The organism is Pseudoalteromonas sp. bablab_jr010, assembly GCF_016464105.1.
In the GTDB taxonomy this organism is placed as follows: domain Bacteria; phylum Pseudomonadota; class Gammaproteobacteria; order Enterobacterales; family Alteromonadaceae; genus Pseudoalteromonas; species Pseudoalteromonas simplex.
On record NZ_JACDWV010000135.1, the window covers coordinates 1 to 16,016 of the forward strand.

Below are 16,016 nucleotides of genomic sequence, written 5' to 3' on the forward strand. Positions count from 1 at the left end.
AAATGCGCGTGATTACAATCGCCAACTGGTTGAAGCGATGATCAAAGTGAAGGCGCTAAATAAGATCAACACCCTTGGTCTGCCTAAATATCAGTAAGTTAAGTGAATTTGTTAGAGAGTTGCATTTGATCAACAAGGCCCTGTAGAGCTGGTAGCTAAGTTGAGACTTTTAAGTAAATCAGATGCTTGAGTATTAAGCAATTTGAGAGTGTAACTCTCATTTCGAGTTTGTACTCTTATATTAACTATCCAGCTTACTGCCATTATCAATAATAATAGTATAATTATATTTATTGGAGCTAACAGTGTAGATAATATTATATCTGATGAAAGTGCCGCGACAGTCAGCCCTTGCTCAGAATTTATTACTATATAGGTTTCATTCTCTTTTCTTATTATGTTTTGCCCACTTAATAAAATATTATACCAAGCCGTTTTTGTTATCTGCGATTCTACACCAGTTAAATAGTACAGCTCTATTCCGCTATCAATATAATTTAAATCATTAATTTTTTTTGTTAATAAGATACTCATCCCATAAGCGAAAGCAATTATAGTAATAATAATCGTGAATGAAGTTCGTATTGCATTTGTCATCTAGAGTACCATTTTGGTGCATTTTTATAAGTTGTGCTCACCTTTATAATGTCAGTAATTATATTGTTACAGATAAGTTAGCAAAAGCGTTTTATTGATAATGGTGTTTAGATTGGTACAAAATGTGAAAATTCACATCGTTTAGAGTATAAGCTCTATTTGTGGGGTGGTAGTGAGCTAATAATATTCGCTTAGCGTTTACGATGTAAAATAAATTTACTTCACTGGAAAAACGTCCGCTTTTAAATTTTAAAAAGGTTTTTATTTTTATTTTAAAGCTTGGTCTGATGTTGGTTTGATAACTAGTTTTAAATTTTAAATTTACGATTTTGTACTTATTGTTTTTGTCTTTCTGCTTGGGTAGTTTTTAAATAAGTTAATTGGGTAGTAAAAATTAACGGTTGGTTTTGCTTTGTTTTGTAGGTTTTTTCTGGAAGGAATAACGATTTATATATGTCTCATATAGATTTATATAATTTACCTTACAGAAACAATGTAATTTATTTTTGTAAATTATATGCTTATATTTTTTACTAAATGAAATAGTGTCTTTTTAGTGTTTTTGCTCTAATTGTTCACTTCAATTTAATTCACTTTACCCAACCCAATTTGTTATCTACTTTTTATAAGTCATTACGAGAGTAGATAAAACATACTGAAATTAAAGTGTATTTTATCATCAACTTGGTTCAGTTATTGCTCGTAATAATACAGCAATATGATTGTTGTAATTTTTGTTTAATTTACGCACTATCTTGGTGCGAAAAATAAACATTTGCACTGTCATAATGCGTAAATATAGGTTTGATTTACTTAATGAACTTGATGATTTGGTAATCAAGTTTATGAAACCTGGAACGCACAGCCTCCGCTTATAGAGTCGTTGAATGCGGTACTGTGGCAAGGATTAATTTACCAATTGGTTGAATTGGAGCCCACTATGCTAAGCAAACGCTTTTTTAAAACTAAAGACGAAACCGAAGTTACTTTTGAATTTAAGCATCCTGATGCTGAAGATGTGCAATTAGTTGCGGAGTTTACAGATTGGCAGCCTGTGCCAATGAAGTTCAATAAAAAAGAGCAAGTTTTCAAATGCAAGCAGCGTTTACCACTTGATCAAGAGTTTCACTTCCGTTATCTAATCAATGGCGAGACATGGGACAACGACCACCAAGCTGATGGTTATATTCCTAACGGTTTTGGTACTGATAACAGCATTGTTAATACCCAGCGCGCTTAGGTGTTTTGATGCACTCACTATCTCAGTTATATTACCTGCATGGCATAGGCTATGAATATACTAAATACACTGGTGAGCATGTTATTTTCGATGAAAGTACACGCAAGCAGGCGCTTAGTTGTTGCGGTATAGATACCCAAGATTCTGATGTAATAAACCAACTTAATTTTGCATTAGATGCAGGTACTTGGCTGAACTTGTTGCCTCATACGAGCATTATTGAGGCACACCATCCAATTTTGAAAGTACGCGTTGATGAGCGTTTATTAACACGCTCATGTACTCTAAGCGTGCCTTCGCTTGATATTCATTTTACTTGTGAAAACTTGCAAGGTTTAGCTGTACTAGGTGATTACGGCCTAAACGGCATTCGTTATCTTGAGCTTGCATTGCCAGTTCCTGAAATGCCAATCGGTTACCATGATGCACTCATTACAGTGGCAGATCAGCAAGCTCACAGTCAGCTATGGATCACACCTAAAGAAAGCTTTTCTATTGATGATAAAAAGCGTTTGGGCTTATCCATTCAGCTTTATAGCTTATGCAATGAAGAGGGGTTAGGAATTGGTGATTTCGCTGATTTAACAAAACTTATTAAAGCAGCCGCGACTAACAATATGGATTATGTGTTGCTTAATCCGCTGCATTTACTGTTTGAACACAGTCCTGAGAGGGCGAGTCCTTATAGTCCAAATAGCCGAGCGTTATTGAACCCGCTGTATATTGCTGTGTCATTATGCGAAGACGCCAAAAATAATAATGCACTTGATAAATTATTGGCAAATAAACCGCAAACCGATGCGACTTACATTGATTATACATCGGTTAGTGATTTTAAATATCAAGTGTTTAGCTGTTTATATCAACAATTTTGTGAGTTTGCTTCAGAAGAGCGAAAACAGCAGTTCGCTCGTTTTTGTGAAACCCATAAACGCAGCCTGTCGACCATGTTGGTTGGCGACCGTGATTATGCTAGCTATTTACAATGGCAAGCTCACCTTCAATTAAATATCTGCCAGCAAGCTGCCCGTGATAGCGGTATGGCAATTGGCCTTATTAATGACTTAGCCGTTGGCTGTGCAGGTGATGGCAGTGAGTTCAAAAGCCAAAATGAGCTATTTGCCGAAAATGCTCATGTTGGAGCTCCGCCAGATCCTTGGGCTGAACATGGTCAGAATTGGGGTTTGCCAGCACTGAATCCACAAAAGTTAAGTAAAGACAACTTTGCTTTTTATCGCTCACTTATCCGCGCCAATATGGAAGATGTGGGTGGTCTTAGAATTGACCATGTAATGGCAATTCGCCGTCTTTGGTGGTGTTTTGAGAATAATTCCCAGCAAGATGGTTGTTATGTTTATTATCCGTTTGAACAGTTATTAGCAGTGCTTAAAATTGAATCTCATCTTAATCAATGCGTCGTAATTGGTGAAGATTTAGGTGTGGTACCTAATGAAGTGCGTGAAGCATTAAAAGCAAGTGCAATCTATTCAAATGGGTTGTTCTACTTTGAAAAAGATTATCAAGGCGAGTTTTTAGCGGCTGAGCATTTTGCGCCTCATAGCCTTTTAATGATAGCCAACCATGATGTACCACCATTCAAAGGCTGGTGGATTGGCCACGATATTACGATTAAACAACAATATGGTTTGCTTGATAATGAGCAAACTCGGGCTCAATTCGATGCGAGAAACATTGAAAAGCATCGTATGCTTAATTTTATCGCACGAGAGTCACACCAGCATTTATCGTTAGAAACAGATGCCTTTACGGTTTATGAAGCGTTGGCATCCTCATTAGCGGCAGCACCAGCAAAGCTATTTACTATTCAAATAGATGACTTAGACCAGCAAATACTGCCTGTAAATATCCCCGGTACTGATAAAGAGTACCCAAATTGGCGGCGTTTATTGTCGCGTCCAGCTGCGCAGATTATCGAAGCGCAACAGTCATTCTTAGCCAATTTAATTTCGATAAGGAATCAATAATGCGAAGTCGTGTTCGTCAAGAGCAAAGTGCACAATCTGTTATTTATCAAAAACAAATCGATGCATTAGCCAGTGGTTGTTTTAGAGATCCTTTCAGCTTTCTTGGGGCGCATAAAAGTGGCCCTACAAGCTATGAAATTCGTTGCTTTTTGCCTGGCGCAAGCAGTGTTTCGATTCTGCTTGGCACAGAAAAAATCGTTGCGCAGCAACAAGGTGATAGTCATTTATTTGTCGCAAATATCAAATCAAAAACGAAACCTGACTACCAGCTGGATGTTAGCTATAGCAATGAATTTACTCATCAACAATATGATGAGTACAGCTTTGAAAGCAGCTTAGATGAACAGGCAATGTATCTGTTTAATGAAGGCAGTTTAGAGCATGCTTATCAACATTTTGGTGCACATTTTGTGACTCAACAAGGGGTTGATGGTGTTCGCTTTACAGTGTGGGCGCCGAATGCCAGTAGTGTATCGGTTATTGGTGAATTTAATTATTGGCAGCGTAATCGTCATTTTATGCGTTTTCATCCTGCCAGTGGGGTATGGGAGTTGTTTATTCCTGGGCTTAAAGAGCATCAATGCTATAAATTTGCTATCACCACTGTGACCGGAGAAGTGCTTGATAAAGCTGATCCATTTGCGTTTAAGATGCAACAAGCACCGGGTACAGCGTCAGTGCTACAAAAGCTAAAAACAGGTATTCAGCTTTCTGAAAGGGCGTTAGCAAATCGTGCAAAAAGAAACAGTGTCGATGCGCCTGTTAGCATTTATGAAGTGCATGCGGGTTCTTGGCAAAGACGAGATGACGGCGAGCGCTATCTCACATGGCGTGAACTTGCTGATAATCTTATTCCTTACACAAAAGAGCTCGGTTTTACGCACCTACAATTAATGCCAATCAGCGAGTACCCATTTGATGGTTCTTGGGGTTATCAACCCGTTGGATTATTTGCCCCGACCAGTCGCTATGGCAGCTTTGAAGATTTTGTTTACTTCGTCGAGCAATGTCACGAAGCAGATATTGGTCTCATACTGGACTGGGTACCTGGTCATTTCCCAAGTGATCCTCATGGTTTACATCGTTTTGATGGCACCCATCTATACGAACACGCTGATGTGAGACAAGGTTTTCACCCTGATTGGAATACCTATATCTACAATTATGACCGCGCAGAGGTTCGTAGCTTTCTGATTGCGAATGCAATGTACTGGCTACATGAATTTGGTATTGATGGCTTACGTGTGGATGCGGTTGCTTCAATGCTTTATTTAGACTACAGCCGTGAAGAAGGGCAGTGGGTTGCAAATCAATACGGCGGCAGAGAAAACTTAGGCGCTATTGAGTGCTTAAAACAAGTCAATATGCGCTGCTATGCGAAAAATCCGGGTATTATGATGGTGGCTGAAGAGTCAACTGCGTGGCCGGGTGTTACGCGCCAAGTTGACCATGATGGTTTAGGTTTTGGTTATAAGTGGAATATGGGGTGGATGAATGACAGTTTGCATTATATGCAGCGCGATTCCCTTTACCGTTCGCATCACCACCACGAAATGACCTTTTCGATGGTTTACGCCTACAGCGAGAACTATATTTTACCGCTTAGCCATGATGAAGTGGTGCATGGTAAAGGCTCATTAATTGAAAAAATGCCAGGGGACGACTGGCAAAAGTTTGCAAACTTACGTGCATATTATGCCTTTATGTGGGCGCATCCAGGTAAAAAATTATTGTTTATGGGTGCTGAAATCGCCCAGCGTAAAGAGTGGAATCACGACCAATCGCTTGATTGGCATTTACTTGAGCATATTAGCCACAGTGGCATGCAGCAAACGATTAAAGATTTAAATGCTGTTTACACTAGTACGCCAGCTTTATACGAGCAAGATACCAGCCCAGCAGGTTTTGCTTGGCTCGACAGCAACAATGCTGAGCAAAGTATGTTTAGCTTTATTCGCTATGCAAAGAAAGCAGAAGATTTTGTGGTTGTGATATGTAATTTAACGCCACAGGTGTATCACGACTACGTGATAGGTGTGCCAAAAGCTGGTACTTATCAAGTTATTTTGAACACAGATAAAGCGGACTATTTTGGTTCTGGCGTTGATGCAACTAGTCACGCAGAGCAAATCATCGTAAGCCAAGCGATTGAAAGCCATGGCTTTAATCAAAGCATCAGTGTGTCTTTGCCTGGTCTTGCGACAATTTACCTTAAGAAGGTGAGCGATGAGTCATAGTGTTGAACTCGAAGTTGGGGTGAGCTCGCCTTTAGGGGCATCTGTTGTTGGTGAGGGCGTAAACTTTGCTGTGTACGCACCACAAGCACAACATATGTCTTTATGCTTATTTGATAGCAGTGGTCATTCAGAAATTCTCACCCTAGCGATGCATATGAACGAAGGCGGTATCTGGACACTAAAAGTGAGTCCTCTGAAAAGTGGCGCCTTGTATGGCTTTCGCGCTGATGGTGAGTACGCACCCGAAAAAGGACTATTTTTTAATAATCACAAATTGCTGTTAGACCCTTATGCGCGTGATTTATATGGCGAGTTTACGTGGAGTGAACGTCACTATGGGCAAATGCCTGTAGGAAAGTTAAGCCAGGTTAACAATGCTATTGATATGCCAAAATCTCGAGTTCGTGAGTTGGCACCTTACACAGGTAAAAAGCCGAATCACAGCTGGGGTAAAACGGTTATTTACGAATGTCATGTAGTTGGTGCAACCTGTCGTCATCCTGAGATCCCAAAATCGTTACAAGGTAAGTTTTTAGGTTTAAGCCATCCTAGCTTTATTGAGCATTTACGCACTATTGGGGTGACTTGCCTAGAATTATTACCTATTCATGCATTTATCAGCGAGCAGTTTCTTACCGCTAAAGGTTTACAAAATTACTGGGGCTACAACACGCTTAACTTCTTTACGCCGCATAAAGAGTATCTCGTTAATGATGATATTAGTGAGTTTCAAGAAATGGTGGCAGCGCTTCACAAAGCGGACATAGAAGTAATACTCGACGTGGTTTATAACCACACTGCAGAGGCGGGCACAGATGGGCCTATTTTATCATTACGTGGCTTAGACAATTTAGGTTATTACCGCACTGTTGCTGATAAACCGCAGCATTATATTAATGATACCGGCTGTGGTAACACGGTAAATATTGATTCGCCTCGTTCTTTACAGCTGGTACTTGATAGCTTGCGTTATTGGGTTGAAGTGATGGGGGTCGATGGTTTTCGTTTTGACTTAGCAACCATTTTAGCGCGTAACCCGAATGGTTTTAATCAGGCGCATGCGTTTTTCCAAGCGATTAATCAAGACCCAGTATTAAGCCAAGTTAAACTCATTGCAGAGCCTTGGGATATAGGCCCAGGAGGTTACCAATTAGGGGCTTTTCCGGCACCGTGGCGTGAATGGAATGATAAATATCGCGATACGATAAGACGCTTTTGGAAACAAGAACAGGGCGTAATTGGTGAGCTTGCAAAACGTTTACATGGTTCGTTTGACTTGTTTGAGCATAACCTACGTGGGCCGCTTAACAGTATCAATTTTATCACTAGTCATGATGGCTTTACGCTTGCTGATTTAGTTAGTTACGAGAATAAACATAACGAAGCCAATGGCGAGCAAAATCGTGATGGACACAGTGACAATCACTCATTCAATTGTGGCGTTGAAGGGTTTACCAATGACCCACAAGTGAGCAAATTACGCTTACAGCAACAAAAAAATATGCTGTTAACTTTGTTGCTTTCTAAAGGCGTGCCTATGCTTTCATTAGGAAGCGAAATGGCACACTCACAAGGTGGTAACAACAACGCCTATTGTCAAAACAATCGCACAAGTTGGCTTGCATGGAAAGACTCACAATTTAGTCATCCTCTTACACGTTTTATTGACGATGTTTTGCGCATTCGTAAGCAGTTCAGCATTTTTAAACACCGCTTTTTTGTTCACGACAATGACCCGCGTTATGACGTCGCGTGGTTCACTGAATCAGGCACCAATATGCAACAAGACGATTGGCATCAAGGCGATCGCCAGGTGCTGATATACAGCCTGACAGACAAGCACACAAATCAAGCTTTATTGATCATATTAAATGCAGGATCAGAACCTGTAACTTGCCAACTTCCTAACTTAGATAAAGGAAAATGGCAGTTAGCGCTGACCAGCATTCATCCAATGTCAACTCAGTTGGTTGACAAGGAACACGAGATTGCTGCAATGAGCAGCTGGGTTTTTACCGCCAATTCAGAGGATCTTAATCATGGCTAAAAATGCCGATCAAGTATGTGTTGTTAAGGGCTGGCAGGATGCGCCTACAGTTGATGAAAGTACCTTAGACGATGATTTATCACGCCATTTTTATTACACCCTTGGACGTGACAAAGTAGGTAAATCACAACTGTATTTATACCATGCATTAGCATTAACTATTCGTGACCGATTAGTTGCTCGTTGCCGAGTAACAAAACAGCAAATTCATGAACAAAAACGCCGTAAAACAGCTTACTTGTCTCTTGAATTTTTAATGGGCCGCGCCCTTGGCAATGCGATTTTAAACTTAGATTTAGATGAGCAAGTAGCTAAGGCGTTGCAAGAATACTGCACCGAACTTGAGCAAGTTGCGGAGGCTGAGCATGATGCAGGTCTAGGTAATGGTGGCTTAGGGCGCTTAGCTGCATGTTTTTTAGATAGCTGTGCAAGTCTTGCATTACCAGTGGTTGGCTATGGTATTCGTTATGAATATGGCATGTTTAATCAAGCTATTGAAAATGGTCATCAAATTGAACAACCAGATAATTGGTTACGTGAAGGGCACCCGTGGGAGCTGAGTGCGCCTGAGCAATCAAAACGCGTAAAATTCTTCGGTCATGTTGAAAGCTATACTGATAAACAGGGTCGTGAACACCGTCAATGGCTAGATTCTCATGATGTCTTAGCTGTCCCTTATGATGTGCCGATTCCGGGTTACAAGAACGATATTGTAAACACCCTACGTTTATGGAAATCAGAAGCCACTGACGAATTTGATTTAAGCGAGTTCAATGCGGGTAGTTACTCAGAAGCTGTAGCGCGTAAAAACTTAGCTGAACAAATCACAATGGTACTTTACCCAAATGATAGTAGCGAGAACGGTAAAGAGCTACGTTTACGTCAGCAATACTTCTTATCATCGGCGAGTCTACAAGACATCATTGATACCTGGGTTAGCAAACATGGCGAAGACTTCTCTGATTTTGCTGATTACCATGTTTTTCAATTAAACGATACGCACCCAAGTATTGCTGTTGCTGAGCTTATGCGAATTTTGGTTGATGAGTATGAGCTAGATTGGCAAGAAGCGTGGTCTATCACGACTAAGACCATGGCTTATACAAACCACACTTTACTTCCTGAAGCATTAGAGAAGTGGTCAGTATCTTTATTTGCCCGATTACTACCGCGTATCTTAGAAATTATTTATGAAATCAATGCGCGTTTCTTAGCCGAAGTTGCGTTAGCTTGGCCTGGTGATGTTGAAAAACAGCGTGCGCTATCGCTTATCGAAGAAGGCCCTGAGCCGCAAATTCGCATGGCATATTTAGCGATTGTAGGTAGTTATTCGGTTAATGGTGTGGCTGCACTTCACACTGAGCTGCTTAAAGCTGGCTTATTTAACGAGTTTTATCAGCTATGGCCAGATAAATTCAATAATAAAACCAATGGTGTAACACCGCGTCGTTGGTTAGCACATTGTAACCCAGAGTTGGCTAAACTGCTTAATCAACACATTGGTGATGAATGGGTTGCTGACTTTAGCAAAATTAGCCAGTTACGCCGTCTATATGACGACCCTAAATTCCATAAACAATGGCAAGCTGTAAAGCACACTAATAAGCAACGCCTTGTTGAATTAGTAAAAAACCGCTGTGGTGTACAGTTTGACGCTGAAATGATGTTTGACGTGCAAGTTAAACGTATTCACGAATATAAGCGTCAGTTATTAAACGTACTGCACGTTATTCACCTTTACGATCGTATTCGCCAAGGCGATACAGCAAACATTGTTCCTCGTTGCGTGCTACTGGGCGGTAAAGCTGCACCAGGTTACTACATGGCGAAGAAAATTATTAAATTAATTAATAACGTAGCAGAAGTGATCAATAAAGATCCGCTTGCTAAACCGTATTTAAGAGTTGCTTTTTTACCTAACTACAACGTAACAGCCATGGAAACTATTTGCCCAGCAACTGATTTATCTGAGCAAATTTCTACAGCAGGTAAAGAAGCATCTGGCACAGGTAACATGAAGTTCATGATGAACGGTGCTTTGACTATAGGTACGTTAGATGGCGCTAACATTGAAATTCGTGATGCAGTGGGTGCTGATAACTTCTTCTTATTTGGTGCACGTGCAGAGCAAATTGACGATATCAAAGCACACTATAATCCTGAGCAGATTATTCACCAAACTGACAGCCTCTATAAAGTAATGCAATTACTTGAGAGCGGTCATTTTAACCTGTTTGAGCCTAATTTATTTGACGACATTATTGCGGCGATTAAGAGCCCGCACGATCCATGGTTAGTCGCTCATGATTTTGCCAGCTTTGTAGAAGCGCAAGAGCAAGTTGAACAAGCCTACTTAGATACTGCTCACTGGACAAAAATGAGTATTTTGAACACTGCAGCCAGTGGCATGTTTTCGAGCGATAGAACCATTAGTCAATACAGTGACGACATCTGGCATTTGGAGCCATTAATGGATACTAGTGCACAGCAAAACACACAGAAGAAAAGCAGCTAGCTTAAGACGGAGAGAGTTATGCCAAGTTATGCAAACCGATATATAAGTAGTTTAACAAGAGAAACGTATGCCCTCATCCTAGCAGGAGGGCGAGGTTCACGTTTACATGAATTAACAGACTGGCGTGCTAAACCAGCAGTCTATTTTGGTGGTAAACACCGAATCATCGACTTTCCACTGTCGAACTGTATAAATTCAGGTATTCGTCGAGTTGGTATTGCTACTCAATATAAGTCGCACTCGTTAATTCGTCACGTAAATCGTGCATGGGGCCATTTCAAAAAAGAATTGGGAGAATCAGTTGAAATACTTCCTGCCTCTCAGCGAAATGGAGATGACTGGTATTGTGGTACAGCTGATGCGGTATTCCAAAATATGGATATTATCCGCCATGAGCTGCCTAAGTATGTGATGATCCTCTCGGGTGACCACGTTTATTGTATGGACTACGGTGGTTTGTTGGCTAAACACGTTGAGACAGGTGCTGATATGACGGTATGTTGTATTGAGGTACCTTGCGAAGAAGCTGCAGATACATTTGGTGTAATGACAGTTGATGAAAGCAATCGTGTTCGTCGTTTTGATGAAAAACCTGCTGAGCCTACTTCTGTGCCTGGTAAGCCAGGGACCTGTTTAGCATCAATGGGTAACTATATTTTCAATACTGAGTTCTTATTTGAACAATTGAAAAAAGACGCAGAAACTGAAGGTTCTGGCCGAGATTTCGGTCACGATATTATCCCTGCTATCATCGAAGAGCATAACGTATTTGCCTATCCGTTTAGAGATGTACATGATGGTCAGCCATACTGGCGCGATGTGGGTACACTTGACTCATTCTGGGAAGCCAACATGGAGCTGGTAATGCCACAGCCACAGCTTGACCTTTATGATCCAAAATGGCCAATTTGGACTTATCAAGAGCAGTTACCACCTGCTAAATTCATTTTTGATGATGATGACAGACGTGGTATGGCTGTTGATTCAACAGTATCAGGTGGCTGTATTATTTCTGGTTCTAAAGTTAAGAAGTCACTACTTTTCTCGAATGTATATGTTCATTCATTCTGTGAAATCGAAGAATCAGTGATATTACCAGGTGTTAAGATCAACCGAAATTGTAAGATTAGGCGTGCTATTATTGACCGTAACTGTGAGATCCCCGAAGGACTTGAAATCGGTTACGATAACAAAGTCGACAAAGAAAATGGCTTTAGAGTCTCGAAAAAAGGGATTGTGTTGGTCACTCGTGATATGTTGAATGAGCTTGCAAAGAAGTTAGAGCAACAAGAGCAAGATAATAAACGCCTTGCTTAAGCAATCGCGCTAAGACAAAAAGGGAGGGCATGTCCCTCCTTTATTTATATTTGAATAATACCAGTTTGCTTAATTAAGTATTATTGCCAATTGGTATAAAAGTTTTATGGAGTACTGCAAAGCATGCATGTATTGATGGTAGCTGCAGAGAATGATGCATTACCGAATGCAAAAGTCGGTGGTGTAGCGGATGTTGTTAGAGATTGCCCTAAAGCGTTAGTAGAAAAAGGCCTTAGTGTTGATGTGGTGATCCCAGATTATGGCTTTGAGTATTTAGAGCGGCATCACATAGGTGTAGTGCACGTGCCCTTTGCAGGTCATATGCAAAAACTGGATGTGTGGAAGCTTGCTAAAAGTGAAGAAGGTATAACGCAACTGCTTATTTCTCATTGGGAATTTAGCCGCCATAACGGCGCTGTTTATTGTAATGATGAACCGGGCCGTCCGTTTGCAACCGATGCAAGTAAGTTTGCTCTTTTTAACGCTGCTGTTTGCGAAGCCTTATTACAAGGGCTTATTCGCACGCCGGATGTTGTTCACTTACATGATTGGCACAGTGCTTGTGTTGCTCTATTACTTAAATCAGATAGCCGCTATAGAAAACTAGCGCACTTATTTTTAGCTTACACAGTACATAACCTTGCATTGCAAGGGATACGTCCTTTCAAAGGTGATAGCTCAAGCCTAGAAGCCTGGTTCCCAAGTTTAGGTTATAACGGCGAAAGGTTATGCGATCCGCGCTATTTTGATTGCTTTAACCCAATGCGTACTGCTATTAACCTGGTTGATAAAGTACACCTTGTTTCGCCAACTTATTGCCAAGAAGTACTGCGTCCAAGTGATGCTGAAAAAGGCTTTTTTGGTGGTGAGGGACTTGAAGCTGACTTGCAGGCTGCCTATGAACAAGGGCGTGTAGTGGGCATTCTTAATGGTTGCGAGTACCCAGGAATGAAGCTTGAAGACATCAGCTTAGCGAGTCTTTATCAACATGCCGAAAATGCGTTATTTCAATGGATGGCAAAAAGCCCAGTATTAGATTCAAGCTATTACATAGCGCATCAACGATTACTTCAATTTAAAACACGGCCGTTTTCAGGGCCATTAGTAACCAGTGTGGGTCGTTTAACGGACCAAAAAGCACTGTTACTTCGTCAGCCTTATGATAAAGGGCTTGTGTTAGATGAGTTATGTCAGCGTTTAAAACAACATAACGGCTACATGGTTATTTTAGGCTCAGGGGATACTGAACTTGAGCACATCATGACATCAGTTATGGCACGTCAAGATAACCTGCTATTTTTAAAAGGTTATGCGCATTATGTTGGTGAATACATGTACCACTTAGGCGATTTATTTTTAATGCCAAGTTCATTTGAGCCGTGCGGTATTAGCCAGATGTTAGCAATGCGAGCAGGACAGCCGTGCTTAGTACATGGTGTAGGTGGTTTACGTGATACAGTAGAACATCATGTGAGTGGTTTCAGTTTCCAAGGCGAGAGTTTGGCATCACAAAGCTACGAACTTGTTACTAGTTTTAGTGATGCGCTTGAGCTTAAAAAATCGCAACCAGAAAAATGGTGCTCAATATGTGAACAGGCTCGAAATGCCCGTTTTACGTGGCAATCCGTTGCAGAAGGCTATTTATCTGGCTTATATCAATAAAAAGTAAGTGATTCATGGTAATTAGGTGACTTTTTTACCAATTTCAGCTATTAATTACTTAGTGTGATATAAAATAAGAAAAGTAGGTAAAGTGGCTGTATTTGTTGCTAGGCAAGCGGTCTTTAATCGTCGTCAACAAGTTGTCGCCTATGAGCTACTATTTAGAGATAGTTTACAAAATAGTTTTCCTGATGTGTCAGAGAGCACGGCAACGGCTCGCCTAATTATGGAAAACCAGCTCAATTTAGGTACTCGTCATATAACGTCGGGTAAAAAAGCATTGATTAATATTGGTCCAGAGTCTTTGAAGCTGGACCTTTGCGCATTTTTGCCAACAAATGATGTCGTGATTGAGTTACTTGAAACCATTGAGCCAACGGACGAAAATTACGAATATTGCCGTGAGTTATTTCATAACAACTATAAATTAGCGTTGGATGATTTTGTTTACCAACCCGAATGGGACCGTTTTTTAAAACTTATTCGTTTAATAAAGTTTGATGTTCAGCAAACCCCTTTTGAAGAATTGGCCCCGATTGTTCATAAATTAAAAAAGTATCAAAAGATAAAGCTATTAGCTGAAAAACTCGAAACAGCTGATGATTACGAAAAAGCGCATAAAATGGGCTTTGATTTTTTTCAGGGTTATTTTTTTGCTAAACCGAAGATGATTCAGCATCGTGATATTGATTACAATTATGCGCTGGTATTATCGATTTATGCACAAGTCATGCGCCCAGATCCAGATATCAGTGAAATCGCTGGTTTGTTTTCTTTAGATACTGCACTTGCTTATAAACTGTTACGTTTAATAAATAGCGGTGTTTTTCCTATAAAGAGTAAAATTGGCTCATTAAAACAAGCGCTTGTTTATTTAGGTCATGAACGACTTAAAAAGTTTGTTAGCCTAATTATTACTGCCCACAGTGCCCAGTCAAAACCAGCCGAGTTGACTCGGCTTTGTGTTGTAAGAGCCCGTTTTTGTGAATTAATCGCTCAGCGTGTTGCTAAACAGCAAACTGGTGAGGCATTTTTAACAGGGCTATTTTCATTACTTGATGCCATATTAGATCAACCTATGGAAAAGTTATTGGATAGATTGCCGTTTCCTGACGAAATTCATGCTGCTCTCATGCAAGAAAAAAATATCCTCTATTACATACTTGAAACGGTTAAAGCGTACGAAACTGGTAGCTGGTGGGCGCTTGAACAGGCTGTTGCCTATCTAAGTATTGAAAGCGCAGATCTTCCCAAGATATACGAAAATGCAGTAAATTGGAGTGATAGCTGCAGGCAAAACCTATAAGGGATTTATGCGCAATATAAATATGGATGTGTTACGGGGTATTGCGGTACTCGGCTTGATGTTTATGAACATCTACACCTTTGCTGTGTTTGAGTATGACTATACCCCAAGTGCTACGCCACCCTTTTCAGACTCGCTAATTTTCACTATTAATACCGTGTTTATTGATGGGCGTTTTAGAAGCCTTTTTTGCTTGTTATTCGGAGCATCTTTAGTTATTCAATGGCAGCTTTGGCAAAATGTTGAAAAACAACATAAACGGCTAAAAGTTTTGGCATTTATAGGCCTTGCCCATGGTTTTTTATTATGGGCTGGTGATATTTTGTTTATTTATGCTTGTGCTGGCTGGTTAACGCTTAAATTTAGTCAGCAAGATGAAGAAAAAAACTTGCGTATGGGTATGTTGTTTTTACTTCTCGGCGCCTTTATTTCATTCTTACTTGCCTTTGTAGAGCCAGATTTTAACCCTGTAACGAGAAGCTCTGAGAGTTTCTTAATGGCGTATGATGCAGCGTATTCTTCTTACTTTGCAGGATTCGTCAGTAACTTTTTGATATTTATCATAATGCTTATTGCTGTACCCCTTATCACTGTGTGGATGGCTGCTGGGTTAATGATGATGGGTGTCTATTTATATAAGAAAGGCGTATTCATTCATGGTTTAACAAACTCCCAGTTCAAGTTGATTGTTCCAGCTGCGATAAGTTTAACGGCCCTGAGATTAATAATCGATCCAAACCAGAGTGTCTTTATGTACGCGATTGTAGAACCAATTAATTGGTTGGCTGCTTTATCCATGGCTATTTTTTATTGCCACATTATTGTGAAAGTAGTTAAGAATATCCCTAATAACTGGTTGCTGCTACAGCAAGCTGGGCGTATGTCATTGACGTTATATTTGATGCAAACAGTCATATTTATATTGTTTTTTAAAGTTGTATTTCCTACTGCTGCGCTTAGCTTTGATAGAATAGATTACTGGTTAGTTATTGCTGTTATGCTTGTTTTTCAATTGTTTTTTTGTAAAGTGTATAGTATGTATTTTAAACACGGTCCGTGCGAGTTAATTTGGCGAAAATTATCTAATTAATTCCTCGTATACGATAATTA

The 16,016-nt window shown here is 40.2% G+C and carries 10 protein-coding genes; 9 read left to right on the forward strand and 1 reads right to left on the reverse strand.

Annotated features, from left to right (window positions below; translation table 11 throughout):
* Positions 1-129 precede the first annotated feature (129 nt).
* Positions 130-597 carry a hypothetical protein gene (locus JIG37_RS12560; RefSeq protein WP_199529495.1) on the reverse strand — a complete coding sequence of 156 codons (468 nt, stop codon included), beginning with the start codon at positions 595-597 and terminating at the stop codon, positions 130-132.
* 940 nt (positions 598-1,537) lie between these two features.
* On the opposite strand from JIG37_RS12560, the gene JIG37_RS12565 reads away from it, so the two are divergent.
* The 9 genes from JIG37_RS12565 (at position 1,538) to JIG37_RS12605 (ending at position 15,996) form a co-directional block, all read left to right on the forward strand.
* On the forward strand, positions 1,538-1,837 hold the full coding sequence (locus JIG37_RS12565; RefSeq protein WP_054551968.1) for an isoamylase early set domain-containing protein: 300 nt from the start codon (positions 1,538-1,540) through the stop codon (positions 1,835-1,837).
* An 8-nt stretch (positions 1,838-1,845) separates the two neighbouring features.
* Positions 1,846-3,822 (forward strand): 4-alpha-glucanotransferase, encoded by a 1,977-nt coding sequence (gene malQ / locus JIG37_RS12570; protein WP_199529496.1) that lies wholly within the window; start codon positions 1,846-1,848, stop codon positions 3,820-3,822.
* Positions 3,822-6,059 carry a 1,4-alpha-glucan branching protein GlgB gene (gene glgB / locus JIG37_RS12575; protein ID WP_199529497.1) on the forward strand — a complete coding sequence of 746 codons (2,238 nt, stop codon included), beginning with the start codon at positions 3,822-3,824 and terminating at the stop codon, positions 6,057-6,059. The genes malQ and glgB overlap by 1 nt, the downstream gene beginning before the upstream one ends.
* Entirely contained in the window at positions 6,049-8,106 is a 2,058-nt protein-coding gene (glgX, locus tag JIG37_RS12580; RefSeq protein WP_199529498.1) for a glycogen debranching protein GlgX, read from the forward strand. Before glgB ends, glgX begins: the two co-directional genes overlap by 11 nt.
* The gene (locus JIG37_RS12585) at positions 8,099-10,621 is read left to right on the forward strand and encodes a glycogen/starch/alpha-glucan phosphorylase (RefSeq protein WP_054551972.1); all 2,523 of its coding nucleotides are present in this window, start codon (positions 8,099-8,101) and stop codon (positions 10,619-10,621) included. Before glgX ends, JIG37_RS12585 begins: the two co-directional genes overlap by 8 nt.
* Positions 10,622-10,639: 18 nt before the next feature.
* Positions 10,640-11,938, forward strand: coding sequence for a glucose-1-phosphate adenylyltransferase (gene glgC, locus JIG37_RS12590; RefSeq protein WP_054551973.1), 1,299 nt, complete (start codon positions 10,640-10,642; stop codon positions 11,936-11,938).
* A gap of 123 nt (positions 11,939-12,061) precedes the next feature.
* Positions 12,062-13,600, forward strand: coding sequence for a glycogen/starch synthase (locus tag JIG37_RS12595; RefSeq protein WP_187490042.1), 1,539 nt, complete (start codon positions 12,062-12,064; stop codon positions 13,598-13,600).
* 91 nt (positions 13,601-13,691) lie between these two features.
* Positions 13,692-14,906, forward strand: a complete 1,215-nt coding sequence (locus tag JIG37_RS12600) for an HDOD domain-containing protein (RefSeq protein ID WP_054551975.1) — start codon at positions 13,692-13,694, stop codon at positions 14,904-14,906.
* A gap of 7 nt (positions 14,907-14,913) precedes the next feature.
* Complete coding sequence (locus JIG37_RS12605; protein WP_199529499.1) at positions 14,914-15,996, forward strand: DUF418 domain-containing protein; 1,083 nt, start codon at positions 14,914-14,916, stop codon at positions 15,994-15,996.
* Positions 15,997-16,016 lie beyond the last annotated feature (20 nt).

What these genes read in the sequence shown, in the direction of transcription:
- JIG37_RS12595 (WP_187490042.1), top strand. Translation starts at nt 12,062, where the DNA reads ATGCATGTATTGATGGTAGCTGCAGAGAATGATGCATTACCGAATGCA.
- JIG37_RS12585 (WP_054551972.1), top strand. Translation starts at nt 8,099, where the DNA reads ATGGCTAAAAATGCCGATCAAGTATGTGTTGTTAAGGGCTGGCAGGAT.
- glgB (WP_199529497.1), top strand. Translation starts at nt 3,822, where the DNA reads ATGCGAAGTCGTGTTCGTCAAGAGCAAAGTGCACAATCTGTTATTTAT.
- JIG37_RS12565 (WP_054551968.1), top strand. Translation starts at nt 1,538, where the DNA reads ATGCTAAGCAAACGCTTTTTTAAAACTAAAGACGAAACCGAAGTTACT.
- glgX (WP_199529498.1), top strand. Translation starts at nt 6,049, where the DNA reads ATGAGTCATAGTGTTGAACTCGAAGTTGGGGTGAGCTCGCCTTTAGGG.
- malQ (WP_199529496.1), top strand. Translation starts at nt 1,846, where the DNA reads ATGCACTCACTATCTCAGTTATATTACCTGCATGGCATAGGCTATGAA.
- glgC (WP_054551973.1), top strand. Translation starts at nt 10,640, where the DNA reads ATGCCAAGTTATGCAAACCGATATATAAGTAGTTTAACAAGAGAAACG.
- JIG37_RS12560 (WP_199529495.1), bottom strand. Translation starts at nt 597, where the DNA reads ATGACAAATGCAATACGAACTTCATTCACGATTATTATTACTATAATT.
- JIG37_RS12605 (WP_199529499.1), top strand. Translation starts at nt 14,914, where the DNA reads ATGCGCAATATAAATATGGATGTGTTACGGGGTATTGCGGTACTCGGC.